The 20,424-nt window shown below is 40.0% G+C and carries 16 protein-coding genes, 8 tRNA genes, 1 rRNA gene and 2 pseudogenes (1 of these 27 cut by a window edge); 6 read left to right on the top strand and 21 right to left on the bottom strand.

Going from position 1 to position 20,424, the window contains the following annotated elements; translation table 11 throughout:
* The 12 genes from NST81_RS01560 to NST81_RS01505 form a co-directional block, all read right to left on the bottom strand.
* A 16S ribosomal RNA gene (locus NST81_RS01560) occupies positions 1 to 1,440 on the bottom strand; it reaches 115 nt to the left of the window's first position.
* A gap of 293 nt (positions 1,441 to 1,733) precedes the next feature.
* Positions 1,734 to 1,809: transfer RNA gene (locus NST81_RS01555), tRNA-Asp, on the bottom strand.
* A gap of 91 nt (positions 1,810 to 1,900) precedes the next feature.
* Positions 1,901 to 1,977, bottom strand: a tRNA-Arg gene (locus NST81_RS01550).
* Positions 1,978 to 2,053: 76 nt separating this feature from the next.
* Positions 2,054 to 2,125, bottom strand: a tRNA-Gly gene (locus NST81_RS01545).
* A gap of 68 nt (positions 2,126 to 2,193) precedes the next feature.
* Positions 2,194 to 2,269 (bottom strand) — tRNA-Val (locus NST81_RS01540).
* An 8-nt stretch (positions 2,270 to 2,277) separates the two neighbouring features.
* Positions 2,278 to 2,349, bottom strand: a tRNA-Glu gene (locus NST81_RS01535).
* Between the two features lie 11 nt (positions 2,350 to 2,360).
* Positions 2,361 to 2,452, bottom strand: a tRNA-Ser gene (locus tag NST81_RS01530).
* Positions 2,453 to 2,540: 88 nt separating this feature from the next.
* Positions 2,541 to 2,614 (bottom strand) — tRNA-Ile (locus NST81_RS01525).
* Positions 2,615 to 2,624: 10 nt separating this feature from the next.
* Positions 2,625 to 2,698 (bottom strand) — tRNA-Gly (locus NST81_RS01520).
* 381 nt (positions 2,699 to 3,079) lie between these two features.
* The gene (locus NST81_RS01515; RefSeq protein WP_327796790.1) at positions 3,080 to 3,874 is read right to left on the bottom strand and encodes a DUF817 domain-containing protein; all 795 of its coding nucleotides are present in this window, start codon (positions 3,872 to 3,874) and stop codon (positions 3,080 to 3,082) included.
* Positions 3,875 to 3,981: 107 nt separating this feature from the next.
* On the bottom strand, positions 3,982 to 4,203 hold the full coding sequence (locus tag NST81_RS01510) for a helix-turn-helix domain-containing protein (protein WP_003354823.1): 222 nt from the start codon (positions 4,201 to 4,203) through the stop codon (positions 3,982 to 3,984).
* Positions 4,204 to 4,213: 10 nt separating this feature from the next.
* Positions 4,214 to 4,696: a DUF2975 domain-containing protein gene (locus tag NST81_RS01505; RefSeq protein WP_048622490.1), complete on the bottom strand. Its 483-nt coding sequence runs from the start codon at positions 4,694 to 4,696 to the stop codon at positions 4,214 to 4,216.
* A gap of 395 nt (positions 4,697 to 5,091) precedes the next feature.
* On the opposite strand from NST81_RS01505, the gene NST81_RS01500 reads away from it, so the two are divergent.
* Complete coding sequence (locus NST81_RS01500; protein ID WP_048622577.1) at positions 5,092 to 6,258, top strand: IS256 family transposase; 1,167 nt, start codon at positions 5,092 to 5,094, stop codon at positions 6,256 to 6,258.
* A 562-nt stretch (positions 6,259 to 6,820) separates the two neighbouring features.
* On the opposite strand, the gene NST81_RS01495 is transcribed toward NST81_RS01500, so the two are convergent.
* Both NST81_RS01495 and glcD read right to left on the bottom strand, forming a co-directional pair.
* On the bottom strand, positions 6,821 to 8,143 hold the full coding sequence (locus tag NST81_RS01495) for a (Fe-S)-binding protein (protein WP_003354828.1): 1,323 nt from the start codon (positions 8,141 to 8,143) through the stop codon (positions 6,821 to 6,823).
* Positions 8,140 to 9,552, bottom strand: coding sequence for a glycolate oxidase subunit GlcD (glcD, locus tag NST81_RS01490; RefSeq protein WP_341027858.1), 1,413 nt, complete (start codon positions 9,550 to 9,552; stop codon positions 8,140 to 8,142). The genes NST81_RS01495 and glcD overlap by 4 nt, the downstream gene beginning before the upstream one ends.
* A 139-nt stretch (positions 9,553 to 9,691) precedes the next feature.
* Between glcD and NST81_RS01485 the strand changes: the two genes are divergently transcribed.
* On the top strand, positions 9,692 to 10,846 hold the full coding sequence (locus NST81_RS01485) for a CdaR family transcriptional regulator (protein ID WP_341027855.1): 1,155 nt from the start codon (positions 9,692 to 9,694) through the stop codon (positions 10,844 to 10,846).
* Positions 10,847 to 10,962: 116 nt separating this feature from the next.
* Here the strand turns inward: NST81_RS01485 and NST81_RS01480 are convergent, their stop codons facing one another.
* The 3 genes from NST81_RS01480 to NST81_RS01470 all read right to left on the bottom strand — a co-directional run bounded on the left by NST81_RS01480 (position 10,963) and on the right by NST81_RS01470 (position 13,397).
* On the bottom strand, positions 10,963 to 11,535 hold the full coding sequence (locus tag NST81_RS01480) for a DJ-1/PfpI family protein (RefSeq protein ID WP_048622488.1): 573 nt from the start codon (positions 11,533 to 11,535) through the stop codon (positions 10,963 to 10,965).
* 83 nt (positions 11,536 to 11,618) lie between these two features.
* Positions 11,619 to 12,311: an iron-sulfur cluster assembly protein gene (locus NST81_RS01475; RefSeq protein WP_003354848.1), complete on the bottom strand. Its 693-nt coding sequence runs from the start codon at positions 12,309 to 12,311 to the stop codon at positions 11,619 to 11,621.
* 36 nt (positions 12,312 to 12,347) lie between these two features.
* A complete protein-coding gene (locus NST81_RS01470) occupies positions 12,348 to 13,397 on the bottom strand; it encodes an amidohydrolase family protein (protein ID WP_003354847.1) in 1,050 nt (349 codons plus the stop codon).
* Between the two features lie 504 nt (positions 13,398 to 13,901).
* Here NST81_RS01470 and NST81_RS01465 point away from each other — a divergent pair.
* Positions 13,902 to 14,414 (top strand): CBO0543 family protein, encoded by a 513-nt coding sequence (locus NST81_RS01465; protein ID WP_341027854.1) that lies wholly within the window; start codon positions 13,902 to 13,904, stop codon positions 14,412 to 14,414.
* Between the two features lie 326 nt (positions 14,415 to 14,740).
* Here the strand turns inward: NST81_RS01465 and NST81_RS01460 are convergent, their stop codons facing one another.
* Positions 14,741 to 16,102 (bottom strand): aspartate kinase, encoded by a 1,362-nt coding sequence (locus tag NST81_RS01460; RefSeq protein ID WP_341027852.1) that lies wholly within the window; start codon positions 16,100 to 16,102, stop codon positions 14,741 to 14,743.
* A 271-nt stretch (positions 16,103 to 16,373) separates the two neighbouring features.
* A complete protein-coding gene (locus tag NST81_RS01455) occupies positions 16,374 to 17,531 on the bottom strand; it encodes a cation:proton antiporter (RefSeq protein WP_341027850.1) in 1,158 nt (385 codons plus the stop codon).
* A 397-nt stretch (positions 17,532 to 17,928) separates the two neighbouring features.
* Between NST81_RS01455 and NST81_RS01450 the strand changes: the two genes are divergently transcribed.
* Positions 17,929 to 18,390: a MarR family winged helix-turn-helix transcriptional regulator gene (locus tag NST81_RS01450; protein ID WP_003354843.1), complete on the top strand. Its 462-nt coding sequence runs from the start codon at positions 17,929 to 17,931 to the stop codon at positions 18,388 to 18,390.
* An 87-nt stretch (positions 18,391 to 18,477) separates the two neighbouring features.
* The gene (locus NST81_RS01445; protein WP_169799170.1) at positions 18,478 to 18,639 is read left to right on the top strand and encodes a hypothetical protein; all 162 of its coding nucleotides are present in this window, start codon (positions 18,478 to 18,480) and stop codon (positions 18,637 to 18,639) included.
* A gap of 102 nt (positions 18,640 to 18,741) precedes the next feature.
* On the opposite strand, the gene NST81_RS01440 is transcribed toward NST81_RS01445, so the two are convergent.
* Positions 18,742 to 19,863, bottom strand: a complete 1,122-nt coding sequence (locus NST81_RS01440; RefSeq protein ID WP_341027847.1) for a transposase — start codon at positions 19,861 to 19,863, stop codon at positions 18,742 to 18,744.
* Between the two features lie 11 nt (positions 19,864 to 19,874).
* Positions 19,875 to 20,064 (bottom strand): annotated as a pseudogene (gene tnpA, locus NST81_RS01435) (IS200/IS605 family transposase); the annotation flags it as partial.
* On the opposite strand from tnpA, the pseudogene NST81_RS01430 reads away from it, so the two are divergent.
* Positions 20,045 to 20,274: pseudogene (locus NST81_RS01430) on the top strand (transposase); the annotation flags it as partial. The pseudogenes tnpA and NST81_RS01430 sit on opposite strands and share 20 nt — an antisense overlap.
* Between the last annotated feature and the right edge of the window lie 150 nt (positions 20,275 to 20,424).

Here is a 20,424-nt window from a genome sequence, read left to right as displayed (position 1 = left end):
GTGTTGCAAACTCTCGTGGTGTGACGGGCGGTGTGTACAAGGCCCGGGAACGTATTCACCGCGGCATGCTGATCCGCGATTACTAGCGATTCCGGCTTCATGCAGGCGAGTTGCAGCCTGCAATCCGAACTGAGAATGGTTTTTTGGGATTAGCTCCACCTCGCGGTTTCGCGACCCTTTGTACCATCCATTGTAGCACGTGTGTAGCCCAGGTCATAAGGGGCATGATGATTTGACGTCATCCCCACCTTCCTCCGGTTTGTCACCGGCAGTCACCTTAGAGTGCCCAACTGAATGCTGGCAACTAAGGTCAAGGGTTGCGCTCGTTGCGGGACTTAACCCAACATCTCACGACACGAGCTGACGACAACCATGCACCACCTGTCACTCCGTCCCCCGAAGGGGAACCCTCTATCTCTAGAGGTAGCGAAGGATGTCAAGACCTGGTAAGGTTCTTCGCGTTGCTTCGAATTAAACCACATGCTCCACCGCTTGTGCGGGCCCCCGTCAATTCCTTTGAGTTTCAGCCTTGCGGCCGTACTCCCCAGGCGGAGTGCTTAATGCGTTAGCTGCAGCACTAAAGGGTGGAAGCCCTCTAACACTTAGCACTCATCGTTTACGGCGTGGACTACCAGGGTATCTAATCCTGTTCGCTCCCCACGCTTTCGCGCCTCAGCGTCAGTTACAGACCAGAGAGCCGCCTTCGCCACTGGTGTTCCTCCACATCTCTACGCATTTCACCGCTACACGTGGAATTCCGCTCTCCTCTTCTGCACTCAAGTCTCCCAGTTTCCAATGACCCTCCACGGTTGAGCCGTGGGCTTTCACATCAGACTTAAGAGACCGCCTGCGCGCGCTTTACGCCCAATAATTCCGGACAACGCTTGCCACCTACGTATTACCGCGGCTGCTGGCACGTAGTTAGCCGTGGCTTTCTGGTCAGGTACCGTCAAGGTACCGCCCTGTTCGAACGGTACTTGTTCTTCCCTGACAACAGAGCTTTACGATCCGAAGACCTTCTTCGCTCACGCGGCGTTGCTCCGTCAGACTTTCGTCCATTGCGGAAGATTCCCTACTGCTGCCTCCCGTAGGAGTCTGGGCCGTGTCTCAGTCCCAGTGTGGCCGATCACCCTCTCAGGTCGGCTACGCATCGTCGCCTTGGTGAGCCGTTACCTCACCAACTAGCTAATGCGCCGCGGGCCCATCTGCAAGCGGCAGCTTGCGCCGCCTTTCAACCTTCCTTCATGCGAAGGAAGATATTATCCGGTATTAGCCCCGGTTTCCCGGAGTTATCCCCGTCTTGCAGGCAGGTTGCCCACGTGTTACTCACCCGTCCGCCGCTAACTTTCAAAAAGCAAGCTTCTTGAAAGTCCGCTCGACTTGCATGTATTAGGCACGCCGCCAGCGTTCGTCCTGAGCCAGGATCAAACTCTCCAAAAAGAAATTTGACTTGGCTTGTTTCTATCGAAACATTGGTTTACGTTTCGTTTTGTTCAGTTTTCAAGGATCCAACTTTTGAATCTATCAAAATCGCATTATCAAAAGCGACGTTTTATATTATATTACCTTCTTGCATTTGTGTCAACAACTTTTTTATTAAAAGTTGTTTTGATCATCTCTTTTAAGTCAGCTATTTATTTATACACCCAACACAAAAGAAATGCAAGGGGAAAATTTTCTCTGAGAAAAAATGCTTTATCGGTTTTTTCCTTTACCGACCTCTTTTGATTTCATGGCGGTCCCGACGGGAATCGAACCCGCGATCTCCTGCGTGACAGGCAGGCGTGATAACCGCTACACTACGGGACCTTGAAAAAAGTTTTTAAAACCAAAAAGACTTAATATTAAATTTCTGCACATAACGGTTATAGAACGAGCTATTAAAACTGAAAATTTTTCATGGCGCGCCCAAGAGGAGTCGAACCCCTAACCTTCTGATCCGTAGTCAGACGCTCTATCCAATTGAGCTATGGGCGCAAGTATATCGAAAAAAGGCTCAAAGTATGATCATGATCAGTTTCAATTTTTCATTCCCTTACTGAAATAAAAAAAGAGCGGAAGACGGGACTCGAACCCGCGACCCCCACCTTGGCAAGGTGGTGTTCTACCACTGAACTACTTCCGCACGACCTTATAAAAGGCATGAAAACCAAATCCTGATGTCCACTACACTTCAAAAAAGTTACATGGTGATGGTGGAGGTTGACGGGATCGAACCGCCGACCCCTTGCTTGTAAGGCAAGTGCTCTCCCAGCTGAGCTAAACCTCCATTGAGGATGACCCGTACGGGATTCGAACCCGTGTTACCGCCGTGAAAGGGCGGTGTCTTAACCACTTGACCAACGGGCCAAAATATTTCATGGCGGAGAGCAAGGGATTCGAACCCTTGAGACGGCGTTGACCGTCTACACGATTTCCAATCGTGCTCCTTCGACCACTCGGACAGCTCTCCCCACTCTTCGCAGACCATTGCTTGTTTATGTCAACTGCCGATTGCGAATCCATTCATTTTACTACGCATCAGTATACAATATGAAGAATGGGCCTAAATGGACTTGAACCATCGACCTCACGCTTATCAGGCGTGCGCTCTAACCAGCTGAGCTATAGGCCCGAACTATTTTTGGAGCGGGTGATGGGAATCGAACCCACGACAACAGCTTGGAAGGCTGTGGTTTTACCACTAAACTACACCCGCTTTATTAAAATGCTTATCAAAAAGACATGAATTATTATAGTATTGTATTTTATTTTTGTAAATAGTTTTTTTGAAATTCTTTTTCCATAGATATGGTGTAAGATTACAATAAAGTTATTTAATTTTATAACCTCAAACACACAAAACCCCATTCTGATTTAGGACGCTAAAGTTTCAAGTGAATATTTTCACAAAAACCCCTAATAAATGCATTCCGGCAGAATGATCAAGCTATTTTTAGAGAAAAAAAGTAACAATTCAACGTTGCTTTTTCCAATTTATCTTATTCGAAATTTTGTACGCTAGGAGAACTTCAACCTAAAAAAGTCGAATTCCTTACTATGCTAAGGTTCCGACTTTTTAAAAAAGGGTTCTTAACAGTTATAAAAATTGACTATTACTAGTTTCTCCTAGTTGAATTTTTCCCTTAGCCTGCTTTAACGTCGCTACTATAAGAAAGCTAACAATCACTAATAAGAGCCATGAACTCACCTTTCCTAGATGAACGAGACTCCATGCATCGGTTTGGTTTGGATATTCCCAAGCTCCAAAGAACGTTGCGATATTTTCGGCTATCCATATAAAAAATCCGATAAGCACAAAAGAAAGTGTGAGTGGCATACGGTAACGAGTTCCATCAACCTCGTATGTGACCCATGATTGCCAAAAGACGATAATTACAAGTCCAGATAACCACCAACGAACGTCAATCCAATAATGGTGGGTGAAAAAATTCAAATAAATCGCAGCTGCAAGAGGTACAACTACCAAAAACGGTGGCCACTTAACCAGTTCAACCTTAAGCCTCCTCCACGCCTGGCAAAGATAACTCGCTACACTTGCGTACATAAATCCACTATACAAAGGCACTCCAAAAATTTTGAAATATCCTTCCTCTGGATAAGACCAGGAGCCCATATGTACCTTGAAAATTTCAAGAGTAAGTCCAATAAGGTGGAACAATGTGATAACCTTTAGTTCATCCCGTGTTTCAAGCCCAGAACGCACCATCCACCACTGCATCAGAAGACAGATGATAAGCAGCCAGTCATACCGTGGTAGGAAGGGAAGTGGCATGATTTTTGTAAAAGCCAAAGAGGCAAAAATAACGACAGGAAACAAACATGATAGGGCCTGCTCCCAACCAAAACGAACGAGTTGTTTTAGTGCTCTCAATGATTTGTTCCTCCAAAGTTTTTTCTGAATATATGCAAGTCCTGCTTAGTATAGTAGCTAGCTCACCGCCGAATAACTTTCTTTTCCTTTCAATGTTTCCTACTTTATTAATCTTGGATGTCTTCATCACTTCGGTATTCTAAGATATCTCCAGGCTGACATTCTAAAGCCTTACAAATCGCATCTAAAGTTGATAATCGAATCGCTTTTGCCTTTCCATTTTTCAATATAGAAAGATTAGCCATCGTGATTCCAACCCTCTCCGAAAGTTCTGTGACGCTCATTTTCCTTTTAGCCAGCATCACATCAATATTGATGATAATTGCCATATTATTCACCTCAGATCGTTAAATCATTTTCTGATTTTATATCGATGGCTTCTTGTAAAAGCCTTTGAAGAACAGCAGCAAAGACCGCAATAATCGTTGAAGCAAAAATAATGCCCAATCCGATTAGCATGATACCTGGGGCGTCTTCTAATTTCGCAACGATATAGAAGAAGGGCAAACCCGGCACATACGAGATACTGATTATGACCGCACAGTACTTTATATTCTTTAAAGCCTTTACGGATAATTCCGAGAAAGCTTTTTTCTTGTCAATATAACTTAAAAGTTTAAAAGCCTGATACAGAGCGAAGAAAAATGGTATCGCCGATACATACATAACGATTAAAAAGCCATATAGTACATAAGCGTACTCCGAATTATTTTCTGCTGCTTCTTTAGCTAACATAGGCAACCCAAATATACATAAAGCAAGAACTGGAGTTCCGATAATAAAAACAGCTATTTTTAAAAACAATGTTGATCTTTGTTTCATAAAAAGCACCTCACTTATTTATTTTTGAATAAATTTTAATACGTTATTTATCGTTTCGCAATAAAAATTTATTAAATATTGATAAAAATTTGTTGTTAAACTTGAACAAAAACTTGAAGTCGGGAAAACCTTACCATTGATTCTCATATAATTATAGAAGCATCTCTGATTTCACAGAGATGCTTCTTAAAATTAGAATATCAAACACAAAAAACATCAAAAGAAGTATATTGGGCTTATTGTGCAACATCCCGTTAATTATAAGTATTTTCCTTTAAAATAACTGGTACGCGATGATGTATAAAATTTTGTGTCAAGCATTTAGTTAGACCAAAAGAAAAAGGTAGGGTATTCTCTGATTTGACCAATCATCTAGAGAAAGGAGTACCCTACCTATGTCTAAGAGTATATCGAATATAGATTGGATGAATCAACTGGAAAACGTTATTCGTGAGTTTGTAAAGGAAAAATTAGAGCTGATCATGAAGGAAGAAATCCAGACTTTCCTCGAAATGGAACAAGAGGGAACGTCGAATAGAAGAAACGGCTATTACCATCGAAACCTAGACACGCAGTATGGTCGTATCGAAGGACTTTCTGTTCCAAGAGACCGAAAGGGGGAATTTCAAACGCAGCTGTTCACCCCTTACCAACGCCATACGGGCTGGCTCGAGGAAGCCATCATCAAGATGTATCAAAGTGGTATGAGTACGCGTGAAATTGGCAAGTTTATTGAACGAATTTTAGGCAAGGCCTATTCTCCTTCAACGATCAGTCGTATGACCGATATCGTGAAAGAAGACATTGAGAAATGGCACAAACGTCCCCTGAACAAACGTTATTCTGTCTTATATTTAGACGGATTGTATGTAAAACTTCGTCGCGATACCGTGGAGAAAGAAGTGATTTATGTGGTGTTGGGGGTCAACGAAGAAGGATATCGCGAAATTCTTGATTTTTTCGTAGGAGGACAGGAGAGTGCCTATGGATGGCAAGAGATTCTTCAACAGCTCTACAAAAGAGGCGTACAGGAAGTGCTTCTGGGCGTATTTGATGGCCTTCCGGGGCTAGAGGAAGCCTTTAAGGCTGTTTATCCGAAAGCCGATGTGCAGCGCTGTGTCGTTCACAAAGTACGTAATACCTTAAATCGTGTTCGGAAAAAAGATCAATTTGAAGTGGCAGAGGATCTCAAACTGATTTATCGCGCACCGAATAAGGAGATTGCGTTACAGATGTTTCAACAGTTTGAGTCGAAATGGTCGAACAAGTATCCGAGAGAAGTTCAATCTTGGGCCAATGAGTTGGATGTCCTCCTTACATTTATGGATTATCCAAGCAGTATTCGAAGTGTGATTTACACGACCAATGCCATTGAACGAACGATCAAAGAGATTCGGAAACGTCTAAAGCCGATGAACAGTTTGAGTAGTTTAGAAGCCGCTGAAAAAGTCGTGTATTTGACCATCCAAGATTTTAATGAGAAATGGGCAGGACGAAAATTACGAGGATTTGCTGAAGCCTATGAAACCCTTCAACAAATGTTTGAAAAACGTTATAACTAACCAAATATTGTAAACGAACAAAATAAAGGGATTCTCCCTTTCCACACAGGAGACTGAATATTCAGTCTCCTGTGTGGAGGAAATCGAACCCCTATCCATTCCAAATCCATTTCAGAGATACCCTATCTATCTTACATAACACAAAATTCTTGACGGTACCTGGTACGCTATTCAACTAAACGACTTTTTTATTTTTTAAATGACATTTTTATAATTTAAACAACTTTTTTATTACTCAACAAATGGTCCTTTTCTTTTTCGAAGCGTTTCAGCCTAAAAAAGATTGTTTTGTCAGGAATCAACAGCAAAGATGGCTAGAAAAATATCTATTTTAAAAATCACCAGCCCTTTTCTCCGTGATTTAGAGTGGGACTGGCATTATTCATGAATCGGCTACTTATTTCATGATCATTGATCATTCAAATTTTAAGAATGGCATGAATGATTTGCAAAGAGGAATTGCTCATACCCAATCCTTTTACGATGAGAGCTTCCGACATCTCCTGATTTTTCTGTGACGGCTCCCGCTTTCTCAGGCATTCCATTTCCGCAGCTTGAAATATTAATATTTTGTCGCCTCTAATAATAAATCCACAATATGAACAGCTTTTACATCCTTTAACTTCTCTCTTTCTATTCCCAGCATCATTTGCATCAAACATCCTGGATTCGCTGTAACGATCGTTGTTGCTTTTGTTTTCTTGATTTTTACCATTTTTTGATCCAAAATTTCCATGGATGTCTTCGGTTCTACGATGTTGTAGATACCGGCAGATCCGCAGCAACTATCTGCGTTTTCCATTTCTTTGAACGTAATTCCTTTAATAGAACGAAGCAATTCTCTGGGAGCCTTGGAAGTTTTCATGACGTTTCTTAAGTGACAAGAATCTTGATAGGTTACTATTTGTTCCGGAAGAGAGAGGCTGTATTTCTTGTGAAAATCCAGTTCATATAAAATTTCCGTAATATCTTTTATCTTAGCCACGAATGCTTTGGCCCGCTCTGACCATTCCGGTTCATCTTTCAACAAATGGTCGTATTCAATCAAGAAAGCTCCGCACCCGCCTGCGTTTGTAATAATGTAATCGACGTCGTGTTTTTCAAATGCCTCAATATTTTGCTTCGCCAGTTCTTTTGCGATTTCTTTCTCTCCGCCATGACCGTGCAGAGCACCACAACATGATTGCGTTTTAGGAATCACAATTTCACATCCGGCTTTTTGCAATAATTGAATCGTCGCATGATTGGTTTCCATAAACATCGTATCCATTAAACATCCAGAAAAAAAAGCTACAGTCGCCTTTTTCGAACCTGCGGGCGCAAAATGTTCATCCCTATCGATCATTTCTTTTTTCTTAGGAATATCCGGCAGAATTTTTTCCATCTCTCTCAGGTTATCAGGAAATAATTTCATAAATCCTATTTTACGCGCCACTTTTTGAAGACCTGATCTTTGGTAATATCCAACCAAGCTAGTGACATTTATTAGATTACTTTTTTTGGGAAATAATTTTTCAAAGACTACTTTACGAACCGTTCGAACGGGTAAAGAATGTTTTTTATTTTGGTTTATGATGTCTCTGGCTTCTTCCAATAAATGGCCGTAATGAACATCTGACGGACAGACCGGCTCACACGCACGGCAGCCTAAACATAAGTTCAATGAGTTCACAAACTCATCATCCGGTTGTATCACTCCGTCATAAACTGCCTTCATTAAAGCGATTCTTCCGCGTGGTGATTGGCTTTCTTTGTAACCAGATACCAAGTATGTCGGACATGAAGGCAAGCAAAAACCGCATCTCATACAGTTTAATAACTCATCTTCATTCATACGTTCCTTGAAGGCTATTTGAATACTTTTCTTTTCGGATTCCGACATCATTTTGATATCACCACCCGTTTTCGTGTATCTTTTGCGAATAGTTTCCCTGGATTCATAATATTATGGGGATCTAATGCTTCTTTGATCGATTTCATCACTTGGATGCCTGATACTCCCAGTTTCCATTCTAAATAAGGCGCTTTCATAGCTCCCACTCCATGTTCCCCCGTAACGGTTCCGCCCAATTCAATCGCTTTTTCAAAGATTTCAGCAAAAGCTTTTTCCACTCTCTCCATCTCTTCTTTATTACGAATATCGGTTGTGCATGTAGGATGAAGATTCCCGTCTCCGGCATGGCCAAATGTACATATATTGACGTTATATTTATGCGCTATGTCATTGATGGCTTTCACCATTTTGGCTATTTCTGATCTGGGAACGGTGGCATCTTCTAAAATAGTTGTCGGCTGCAGTCGAGCTAAAGCTGACAAAGCCGTACGTCTGGCCGCACGCAGCGCCTCCGCTTCTTCTTCAGACTGTGCGATCTGTACAGAGACAGCATTTTCGCTTCTGCATATTTCTTCCATTATCTTCATATCTTTGTTTACATTTTCAGCGGTTCCATCTTGTTCGATTAGCAACACTGCTTGAACATCCGTCGGCAAACCGATTTGTGCATAGTCTTCCACCGCTTGTAATGTAGGTTGATCTAAAAACTCCAAAGTCGCTGGAATAACTTTATTCGCAATAATTTTGGAAACGGAACGAGCTGCAGCCTCTAAATCTTGATATAAAGCAAGCATTGTCTTTTTTGTTTCAGGAAGCGGAATCAATTTTAACGTCGCCTCTGTAATCACACCCAGTGTGCCTTCTGAACCTACCAATAATCGAGTTAAATCATACCCCGCTACATCTTTTGCTAATTTTCCTCCTGTCCGGATGATATCTCCGTTAGGAAGAACTGCCTCCAATCCCAATACATAATCACGGGTTACTCCATATTTCAGTCCTCTTAATCCCCCGGAGTTTTCGTTTAAATTCCCACCGATCGTCGATATTTTTATAGAACTTGGATCAGGAGGATAAAATAAACCTTTTTGTTCAACCGCATTGATTAAATCAAGTGTTATAACTCCCGGTTGACAAGTCACGGTTAAATTTTCTTCATCGATTTCTAAAATTTTGTTCATATGTTTAAACAGAAGAACAACTCCTCCTTCAACAGGACAAGTGCCGGCACACAAGTTCGTTCCCGATCCTCTCGGAACAATCGGTATTTCCCATTCATTGCACAGTTTTAATATTTCGGATACTTCCTCCGTATTTCTGGGTGAAACCACCGCGTCAGGAATAGATTGAAAATTAGGGGTGGCATCGTATGAATAAACTAACCGCTCTACTTCTGAATCTTCGAAATTTTCCCTTCCTACGATATCCACAAAACGCTTCTTCACATGAGAAGGAATCATATTGAAAACCCTCGCTTTTCTAATTTTTGTTTTATTATAAAGAAAGTTGGGTATTTAATCTATGTATGATCATATGATTAAAATGTGAAATATACCGTTTTTATTGTTTTTTAATCCAAAAGAAGGCGGTCGATGCCCCATGCATTTATCAACCAATTTAGCTTCTAAAATTATTTCAGAAGTTCAGCAAGTAATGAAAGAAGATATTATATTAGTGGATACAAAAGGAATCATCATTTCTTCCACTGAAAAAAGCAGAATTGGCACCTTTCATGAAGGAGCGACCATTGTCATTAAAACAAAAAAAGTACTTTATATTGATCAGGACAAAGCAAAAATTCTAAAAGGAGTAAAAGCAGGCATCAACATGCCCATTATGTTTAATAAGCAAGTAATCGGCGTCATCGGAATAACAGGAGAGCCTAAAAAAGTGGAACCGTTTGCGGAATTAATTAGAAGAATGACAGAACTCATTATACAAGAAGCTTATTATACCGAGAGAAACGAATGGGAAATACGCGGTATAGAATCTTATTTGTATGAATGGATCAACTCTACATCGGTTGATAAAGAATTTTTAGAGCGAGGTGTCATGCTGGGAATCCCCGTTTACGACACGCATATTTGCGCCCTCATACAATCCGAAATACAAACACTCGATCATTATGACATTCCCAGAATTCAAAAAGAAATCATGGAATTGTTCTATTCTGTATTCGGGAAAGAAAATCATTTCCTCATTCGCTGGGGGCAAGAACGTTTCTTGCTGTTAAAAAAGATTGGCTCTACTTTTAACAAGAATCATTTCCATAGCCAATTAAAAAACTTTAAAGAAAGATTCGAAAGGAAATATCACCACCATTTAGCAATTGGTGTAGGAAAGACAATGTGCAGACAGATTATCCATAGATCATTTAAAGAGGCAATGAAAGCATTAAAAGTGGCTCAAAAACATCTTGGGATTGTATTTTATGAAGATCTCATATTAGAAATTATCTTAGAAGACATTCCCATCGAAATACAAAAGGATTTTCAAAGAAGAACGATTGACGTTTTGAAAGAAGATCCAATACTCATCGATACTTTGCAGCACTATTTGCATAATAATCAATCGATCAAAAAAACTTCAGAAGAAATGAATATACATATTAATACTCTGCATTATCGTTTAAATAAAATCGAAGAGCTAACCGGAATCAATCCGAAAACCACGGAAGGAATTGTCATATTTTATATATCACTCATGTTATTGAATTCTCATTCCCATCATGAGATGGATAAAAGAAAACTGTAGCCAAACAAAGAATCTCTCTTAATGCATTAAACGATCGATTCTTTGATTGTTTTTACAAATAAAAAGAGAAAAAGGCTGAATCAAACGTTTTTGATTCAGCCCTTTTTAGCTATTCTTTAAACAGAAGCTTCTTTTTTTACATTTAATAATGCAAAGAATTCTTTCATAAATCCCGGCAAATCCGGCCAAGCATGCCCAGACACCAAATTTCCGTCCACATGAAGCAATTTTTCCACGTAAATAGCTCCTGCCGCTTCCACTTCCGGCCGACAAGCGGAGAATGCCGTCATTTCCCTGCCATTGATATATTCTCTTACAGTCGTTAAAACTTGTTGTCCATGGCAGATGGCTCCAAGCGGTTTATTTTCTTTTAAAAAGTGAGCGACGATTTCTTGAACTTTTTTATTTAGACGTATATATTCAGGCGCGCGTCCTCCGGGAATAATCAGCCCATCAAAGTCAGCAGGATCAATTTCGTCTACGGATGCGTGAGATTCGATTTTATACCCCCACTTTTCTGTAACGGTCTCCATTTCAGGGAGGAAATCATGGACAACCGTTTGAAGCTTTTTCTTCACAGGAGACGCAATCGTGCATTGAATATTTTCTTCGATACAACGATAATACGGATAAAATACTTCTAAAGCTTCCACCGCATCACCCGTTACAATAAGAACTTTTTTACTCATTTTTTCATCACCGTTCCTTCTTTAAAAAATATTTTCGTTTTGGACACACTTCTTAACATCTCTTTTCATTACGTCATGCTCATCTAATCGTTAGAGGGCAAATGGTATCGTGTTTCTAACAAACCTCGACAATAATGGGCATTAAATTCCATGCTCATCCGCGTACGCTTGGCGCCTTGCAAGTAAAACGAAAATTCTTCTTCAGACAGCTGTTTATCTTCCGGAGTTGTGAAGGCCAATGTATTGGAGTGATTCAAGGCCCTTTTTTTCTCCAAATATTTGTCTCTCAGCAGATGACCTTCTTCCGATAAAGGCAATTCATTCAATTGTTGCAGAGACAAACCTATCATCTCTTTCTTTGTCATCCCATTTTTTAAGAGATATTTCATCAGTTTTTCTTGCCTTGCATAGTAAGCTTTTATCTCAAACGTTTTGCGCAATTCGTCAAGGTCTCCATCCGATAAGTCACGAAAGACTTCGTTAAACGACTTGCCTTTCGTTGCTCCGTGATTGATTTCATCGGAAGCACAATGATCCAATAAATGGACTTTCACTGAATGCACCCATTCCAGTTCAGATACATATTTCCGTATATCTTCGGCCATGATATAGGCAAAGTTCGGCGAGCACCAATAAGTCGGTAAACGAAAAACAACTTCTACATGATGGTCTTGAATGGCGATGTGATCAATAAACCCTAGCTCTGTTAAAGGTTGATCCAGTTCAGGATCATAAACTTTTTCAAGCATTCTATATACTTGATCTTCTTTTTCCATAATCTTTGATCCACTTCCTTTGTTCGTGAAGATCCTTTAGAAATTAGCTTTGATTTCATTAAGTTTCGCCTTTCGTTCATTTAATTCGCAATTTTTCAACTTTTCTTTTTGCGCTTCGATATCTATGTTGTATAATCTCGCTACATTCTCACCTAAAATTTTCTTCTTCACATTCAAATCCAACGTCACACCTGTTTCTTCTTGGATATCTTCCGGAAGTTCAAATTCAAGGAACTTTTCGATAATCCACTTTGGCTCCCAAATAGCATAATCGCTTCCAAAAATGATACGGTCTTCATCCAGCCAGTACAACAATTCACTTATGATTTCAGCAAAATAACGAGGACGAGTATGGATTAAAGAAATAGCTACCGCCAATCCTCCGTACACATTTTTTTCCTGTGTCGCAATCCAGCAAAAATCTTCTAATCTCGGCAGTCCTACATGTTCTACGATAAAGTTTAATTCCGGAAAACAGCTTGCTGCATCATCCACATCTGCCACGTCAAATGCATCCCGATTCAAAGGAGTGACCGTGGGTCCTTTATGAATGTGAATATTTTTAATCCCTAATTCTTGGCACTTTTCAAGATATCTTTTGGACCAGTCGTCTGAAAGTTTATATCCCTTTGAATTTCCATACCAATCCGCTGTATACAACTTAATCCCTTGCCAGTTGTACTTTTCTTTCATTTTTTCCAAATTTTCCAATCCTCGTTCGCCATGCCGCGGGTCCATTGTCCCGTTGCAAATAAAACGATTAGGGTACCGTTTGGAAAGGGCGTCATTTGCGTCAAAATCACCAAAACCATTTTTATAAAACTCTTTTAAATAGACAGGTTGAAAAATGGCCATATCTGCATATCCTTTAACCAATACGTCGTTAACCAGCGTTTCCGGATCATACTTCACAAACTTATCCCAGGGCCAATAATATTCTTTAGGGCTCAGATTTTTGTGATAATCATAAAAACAGCTGATAAATTGCTCTCCATGAATATTCAGTTGATTCTCCTTACTGCCATCCCACAAGGCTATATGAGCATCAATAACAAAAATCTCTTCTCCGTTAGCTGTCCGAATCATTTCCATCCCCCCTTAATTTGTTCATTTTCAGCGCCAAATAATGAAAGCGGTAACATTTTGATTTGAGTGATTATTTTTAGAAAATTCTGATTAAATTATACTGAGAGGCTCCATGAATGAAAATATACACTTAAACAAAAAAGAACGGATTCCGTTCTTGATTTTTTGGATGATATAACAAAACCTTAATTTCAACTATTCTCCAAAAAAGAAAGACAGTCCGTTCTGATTCGCGTGTTTTCTCATTTAAATTGATGATTCCACAAAATTCTTGAATGAAATATTTTATTGCAACATTCATTTATTTTCCGTTCTATATCGTATCTTAGGTTATAGAGTGAAAGTCCCTGTTCAACTAGAATAGAAACTTTATTCATTTGGTGAATGAATGGCACCAGAATATCGATCTTTGTTCACTAGAAATATTTGTTCTGCTTTCCCATGAATGCTCTATCCATACAAATGGAATAATATATATTACCACTATCAAAAGAGGTATTCTTTATGTATTTGCTGCTTTTTACCGTAATTTATCTACTTATTGCCATCCCGATGACGGAATGGACAAAATGGAAAAAATATTATACAACGATCCAGTATTATGTGATTTGCGATTTGCTTTATAATTTTCTTTTTTACGACCATACGTTATGGGAATACCGTTCTGTAGAAACAGAATGGTTAAACCACACAATCATTGATCTAATCTTTACATTTTTGATCATACCGGTTGCCATTTATTTTTATTTATCTTTTTTGCCTGAAGGGAAAAAAATGTTTGTGTACATTACGGGATGGGTTATACTGTTTGAAATAATCGAATTCTTTTCCCACCAAAAAGGGCTGTTTTTATATCATAACGGATGGAATGCCATGTGGTCTTTTATTTTCAATATTGTCTTATTTACCATGCTTCGCCTTCACTATCGAAGTAATGTCAAAGCTATCATACTAACGGTCCCCGTTATCGCCTTGTTGTTGTGGTTTTTCCACCCGAGCTTTGCGGATCTTAAATAATGAAAAGCGAGTTGATTTGATAGCGATTTCATACAAAACGAAAAAAGATTTTATAATTGCATAAAGGGGTTACACGCATTCTGATAAATGATATGATTGAGTGTGCTTTTCGGGGCTTTGATCAGATCTCATGTTCGTTCTCCTACGGAAAAACGAAGCGGCGCTTAAAAATTCCCAAGCAATCTCAAAAGTTGTTTTCCTCAAATGTGCCATCATTGTTTTCCGTCGGAAGAGAGACTCGTCCGCCTCACGGGTTTCAACAACGAGAAGGCGAACGATTGCAGCTTAGAATGGTAAGGGCTTTGCGTTGCTATTGCTCTTATGATTCAAACCGGGACGCTGACAAAAAATTCTTCATATAAAGCTTGGACCGCCCGTCTTTCCACTTCTTCCTTTACAGCAAACATCATACTGACTTCGGAAGATCCCTGGTTCACCATTTCAATATTCACTCCCGCTTTTGCTAAAGCGCTCGCGGCTCGGGCCGTTGTTCCAATATTGCGGCGCATTCCCTCGCCCACTAACATAATCAAAGCAAGACGATGTTGAATTTTCACTTCGTCAGCATCTAGTTTCTCTTTTATTTGGTGCAATATCACTTGTTCTAGCTCCTGATTGAGTTGATTTTCCCGTAAAATAACCGTCACATCGTCAATACCGGAAGGAATATGTTCATAGGAAAGACCGAAATCTTCTAAAATTTGCAGCAGTTTCCGACCGAATCCGATTTCCTTATTCATTAAATATTTTTGAATATAAATACTGCAAAATCCTTCGTCGCTCGCAATGCCCACGACCGGTCCGTTTTTCGTTTCCCGTTCATTGACAATTTTGGTCCCCGGCGCAGAAGGATTGTTCGTATTTTTGATGTTGACCGGTATTCCGGCGCGGAAAGCCGGAATCAAGGCTTCATCATGAAAAACAGAAAATCCGGCGTAGGACAACTCCCTCATTTCCCGATAAGTCAGTTCTTGAATTTCCGTCGGGTGAGAAACAAAATTCGGATTCACGGCATACACAGCATCGACATCCGTAAAATTTTCATAAAGCTCCGCCTTCACCCCATTGGCTAAAATAGAGCCTGTAATATCCGAACCGCCGCGGGAGAATGTCACCACATCCCCGTTTTTACTGAAGCCGAAAAATCCGGGAAAAATAATGATTCCGCTTTGCTCCCGCAACGAATACAATCGCTTGTAGGATTCCGGCAATACCCGTGCATTCCCCGGTTCGTCAGTGACAATTAATCCCGCTTCTTTCGGACTAACATATCTAGCCTCTACTCCTCTCTCTTGAAAATAAGCGGCAATCAGCTTCGCATTATTATCCTCCCCTGCCGCTTTCATATGATCTAAAAAGCGCTTCGGATCCCCTTTGTATCCTCGTAGCCGCTCCTCTAAATCAGCACGGATTTCCTTTACGATATCGTTTGACATCTCCAAATCCATTGCAATGCTTGCGAATCTTTCCACTACCGCTTCCAGCCAATCTGTCGCATCCTCGCCGCGTAATTTCTTGCGGGCGCACGCAATCAGCAAATCGGTTACTTTCGTGTCATCCGCAAACCGTTTTCCCGGTGCTGAAACCACCACAATCTTTCTTTTCGGATCAGAAATGACAATGTTCAGTACTTTTTGAATTTGTTTTCCTGATGCAAGCGATGTTCCGCCAAATTTGACCACTTTCATAAAGACAACCCCTGCTCATTTTAGAATTTTCAGTTAAATGATTAATTTCCATTATGGACTCTTTCCATATAGGAATCAAGGATTTTCTACAATATAAAGACAAATGTTTTTTCAGAAAAGACAAATCCTACATACAACTTGACAGGGCGAATGGAAAATTTCGGTTGCTTAATCCGTTTTATTTCCCATTCGCCCAATAATCATAGTATTCTTACAAAAAGAACCGTGACCAAAATCCTAAAAACTTCAACACTCCTGTATTCCATCGATCTCATCCTGTATTTTTTAAAGTCTTTCCTTTCGATCCGACTGTGAAAAACCATTTCATCATCGGCGGCGTTGCAATCGTGGTGATCAGAACCACAACAACCAAAACGGTAAACAACTCCTGACTGACCAATTGATGTTCCAAACCAATATTGGCTAAAATTAAAGCCACTTCTCCGCGAGACACCATGGCGGCGCCAATTCCCAATGAACTACCCCAAGAAAATCCGGCCGCTTTTGCTCCCCATGATGCGCCGATTAATTTGGTGAAAACCGCTAAAATGCTCAAAATGACCAATAGCCAGAAACTTTCACCAATACCATGAAAATAAGCTGCCACTCCGACCGAAGTGAAAAATACAGGAACAAATAAGGAATAGCTAATGGTTTCTGTCTTTTCAAATATTTCATGTTTAAATTCTGTTACACTTATCGCGACTCCGGCCATGTATGCGCCGATAATAGCGGATACTCCCGACAAATCGGCTAAATAAGCATATAGAAAACAAATGATGAGAGCTGCAGAAAGGACAGATTGATCCACCTTTAAGAGCGCCAGTTTTTCTAAAATCCACGGAACAACTTTCCATGCAGCGAATATCGCTCCCGCAAAAAACAATCCCTTTGTTAAAAGCATGGTTCCAAAATGAACTTCTCCACCTATCATACTCATAAAAAAAGCTAAAGCGATCATCACTAAAATGTCATCGAGCACTGCCGCCCCTAAAATTGCAGTACCTTCGGGTGATTTTAATCGGTCCATTTCTTTTAACGCTTGAACTGAAATGCTGACGCTGGTTGCTGAAAGCAATAATCCCATAAACCATGATTGTTCGGATGAAAAGCCCAATGCTTCTCCGAGAAAATATCCTCCTACAAGCGGAACCAAGATGCCGCCGACAGCCACCAACGTGGAAGATTTTCCGGAGCGCAGAAACTCTTTTAGATCAGTTTCCAACCCGGCTATAAACATGAGCAAAATAACACCGATCTCGCTCATCTCCTTTAAAATGTCCGTATCATGAATCACCCCCAGTACCGAAGGCCCAAGAATGATTCCAACCAACAATTCACCTAAAACAGATGGCTGACCGAGCCTAACACTTATATTGCCTGCCAATTTGGAAGCTGCCAGAATCAACGCTAATTGCAAAACAAGCATCCCCTTACCACCTTTCCTTCTTTGTTTTCTCAAAAAATAAAAAAAGAGCCTGTAACCAAAGGACACAACGATCCCTTGGTGACAGACTCCTCCTCGTCAAATATTATTCTGTTTTATAATACATTATAACATATTTTCCTTTACTTGAAAGGACTCTCTTTCGATGCAAACGATCAGAAGCAACCATTTTTATTATACATCTCTCATTCAAAAAAGGAAAAACCCAGTGAAAAATGAATTCATATATGTTTTCTAATTCCACAAAAATAGTTCGTTATTATTTACTTTTTTCTCGTAAAATTATGTATAATATTATTAAATACTGTATTTATTTCGTTAAATAATAAATTTTTATTTACTAATAAGTAATATACTATTAAAATCAAGAAAGGGATGCATGGGATTGACTTCGAAAACAGACAAAATCGCGGAGAGCTTCATCCGACTTCTTCCGCTGATTTACAACAAGATGAACAAACCTGTCGCAAATCATAAGGCCGCACCCAAAACGTCTGATTTGACCCATTTGCAATTTCATATACTGGAGGAATTGTTTCATACTAAGGAGGGTATCTCCATGACCCAACTAGCGCAAAACATCAACATTTCAAAGCAGCAGTTGACCCCTCTGATCGCTAAGTTGGCGGAAAACAACTATGTGGAAAAAGCGAAGAACGATCGCGATCGGCGATTTGTCAAACTGATGTTAACCGAAAAAGGAAAAGAAACAGTAAAAAAGCGCTGGGAAGACTTCTATTATCTATTCTGCGAGAAAATAGGTCAACTTGACGAAGAGGATTTGATTGATTTTGACTATGCGATCCATAAAATCATTCGAATCTTAGAAAAGCTCGATTGAATGATCTGAAGTAAAATAAATTGCCATTTTTCATCCCTTCCGTTTAGTGATCGAAATATCCAATTGAAGATAAAAGGAGTATGAATTATGTCTAAGAAAAACGGTGAATGGAATATCCACTTAATATCCTTTGGTGCTATCATTGGCGCAGTCATTGGTGTTGTTCTCGGTCATATTGCCACTGCCATTGCGATTGGAGTGGCAATGGGGGCTGTTTTTCATGTGATCAATAGAAAGAAACAGAAGTGAACTACCCGCCACCTTCGCTTCGCTTAGAGGTGAGGGCTTCTAAGGTAATCGCACCTAACGGTACGAAATTTACTTAGCTATCGAGCCTGTTCCATGCTCTATTTATGATGATACTAATGCCAACAGTCGCAATCCTTCACGCTTGATATTAATAGAAGCATTCCAATCTCTATCTGCTACAAAACCACAATCACAATGGAATATGCGCTCAGAAAGAGATAGAGACTCCTTTACTTGACCGCAATATGAACAAGTTTTGGATGATGGAAACCACTTATCTATTTTGAGAAGCTTTTTCCCCTGCTCCTCTAACTTGTATTGGAGAAATTTCGTGAACATGCCCCATGCATGATCAGCAACGCTTTTGCCGAAATTGAGTGCTTGGGACATTCCCTTCATGTTGAGGTCTTCGATAACCACGCAATCATATAGTTTCGCTAATTTGTGCGATTCCTTATGTAGAAAGTCTTTTCGTTGATTCGCAATTCTTTCATGTAGCTTCGCCACTTTTAGTCGTTGCTTGTGCCAACGATTAGAACCTTTCTTTCTGCGTGATAGAACACGCTGTTCTTTCGCTAATTTTCCCAAGGCTTGGCGATAGAAACGAGGGTAATTGGCTGTCTTACCTTCTTCACTATCGATAAATAAACCGTTCATGGAAAAATCTAAGCCAACCACAGCTTGTACTTCTTTTTGTACAGGTTGATGTTCGTATTCAGTGAGAATAGAAACATAGTATTTTCCTGTTTTTGTTCGAGAAACCGTACAAGACTTGATGATATGATGTGACGGAATTTCTTGATGTTGTTTGATTTTTACAAGTTTCAGTTTCGGTAATTTGATATAACCATCCAAAAGCATAATGTTTCCGTTGACCACGTTGGTTGTGTAGGACTGTCTCGCCTTTCGGCTTTTGAACTTTGGAAATTCAGCATGACCAGAGAAGAAGTTTTGGTATGCCTTCTGCAAATTCAGTTGAGCGTTTGCCAACGCAAGGCTGTCTACTTCTTTGAGCCATGGAAATTCCTTTTTGTACTTTGCAGGAGTCGGGAATTTTTTTTGCTTTTTCAAGGCTTCTTTGTCGTCCTTGAATGGTTCATATGTTTCCATTCGTTCAGCCAACATTTTGTTGTAGACGAAACGAACGCAGCCGAAGGTTTTTGTAAGAAGTTGCTCTTGTTCTTGTGTTGGGTACAGACGAAATTTATATGCTTTGTTTGCCATATCGAATCACCTCACTTCCTCCCTTGATTTTCTATATACTGCTTTATCACTTCAATGGGCGCACCACCTGTTGTAAGTAAGCAAAAGCTTCTTGACCAAAAATACTCTTTCCAAAGTTTTCTTTTCACTTGTGGATAATGCTTTTTGATAAGTCTTAGAACTTGCACTTTTATAGGCATTGATGAACTTTGATAGTTCACTCGTAAAATATCGCAGACAAGTGATTGATGATACCATATCTGACTATGCAAAAGATATGTTTATTCGACTTGGTGAAAATTACAATATTTCCTTGGTCGAATGGAATCACGATATTGACCATGTGCATATTTGTTCAAAGCACATCCGAATGCCTTCCATTTATATAACACTGATTATATCATAGCACAAAAAAGAGACAGCTTTAGGCTACGCCTAACCGAAATTCATCTCCCACTTTCACTGGTGCCTCCGCACTTTCACGTTTAGAAGTAGGAGACTTTTTTCGGAGGAAAGTTAAAAGACCCTCTAAAAAGAGAGAACTTTCTCAATTAAACAGTTAGTTCAAATCAAAGGAAGAGA

The sequence above is a fragment of the Bacillus sp. FSL W8-0223 genome, assembly GCF_038006805.1.
GTDB lineage: Bacteria > Bacillota > Bacilli > Bacillales > DSM-4216 > Bacillus_O > Bacillus_O smithii.
Note: the sequence above shows the minus strand (reverse complement) of the source record. Positions and strands in the feature narration are given on the sequence as shown.

Bases quoted from the DNA above. Each gene is read 5' to 3' on its own strand.
- NST81_RS01510 (WP_003354823.1), bottom strand. From the start codon at position 4,203: ATGGCAATTATCATCAATATTGATGTGATGCTGGCTAAAAGGAAAATG.
- NST81_RS01505 (WP_048622490.1), bottom strand. From the start codon at position 4,696: ATGAAACAAAGATCAACATTGTTTTTAAAAATAGCTGTTTTTATTATC.
- NST81_RS01500 (WP_048622577.1), top strand. From the start codon at position 5,092: ATGTCTAAGAGTATATCGAATATAGATTGGATGAATCAACTGGAAAAC.
- NST81_RS01495 (WP_003354828.1), bottom strand. From the start codon at position 8,143: ATGATGTCGGAATCCGAAAAGAAAAGTATTCAAATAGCCTTCAAGGAA.
- glcD (WP_341027858.1), bottom strand. From the start codon at position 9,552: ATGATTCCTTCTCATGTGAAGAAGCGTTTTGTGGATATCGTAGGAAGG.
- NST81_RS01485 (WP_341027855.1), top strand. From the start codon at position 9,692: ATGCATTTATCAACCAATTTAGCTTCTAAAATTATTTCAGAAGTTCAG.
- NST81_RS01480 (WP_048622488.1), bottom strand. From the start codon at position 11,535: ATGAGTAAAAAAGTTCTTATTGTAACGGGTGATGCGGTGGAAGCTTTA.
- NST81_RS01475 (WP_003354848.1), bottom strand. From the start codon at position 12,311: ATGGAAAAAGAAGATCAAGTATATAGAATGCTTGAAAAAGTTTATGAT.
- NST81_RS01470 (WP_003354847.1), bottom strand. From the start codon at position 13,397: ATGATTCGGACAGCTAACGGAGAAGAGATTTTTGTTATTGATGCTCAT.
- NST81_RS01465 (WP_341027854.1), top strand. From the start codon at position 13,902: ATGTATTTGCTGCTTTTTACCGTAATTTATCTACTTATTGCCATCCCG.
- NST81_RS01460 (WP_341027852.1), bottom strand. From the start codon at position 16,102: ATGAAAGTGGTCAAATTTGGCGGAACATCGCTTGCATCAGGAAAACAA.
- NST81_RS01455 (WP_341027850.1), bottom strand. From the start codon at position 17,531: ATGCTTGTTTTGCAATTAGCGTTGATTCTGGCAGCTTCCAAATTGGCA.
- NST81_RS01450 (WP_003354843.1), top strand. From the start codon at position 17,929: ATGGGATTGACTTCGAAAACAGACAAAATCGCGGAGAGCTTCATCCGA.
- NST81_RS01445 (WP_169799170.1), top strand. From the start codon at position 18,478: ATGTCTAAGAAAAACGGTGAATGGAATATCCACTTAATATCCTTTGGT.
- NST81_RS01440 (WP_341027847.1), bottom strand. From the start codon at position 19,863: ATGGCAAACAAAGCATATAAATTTCGTCTGTACCCAACACAAGAACAA.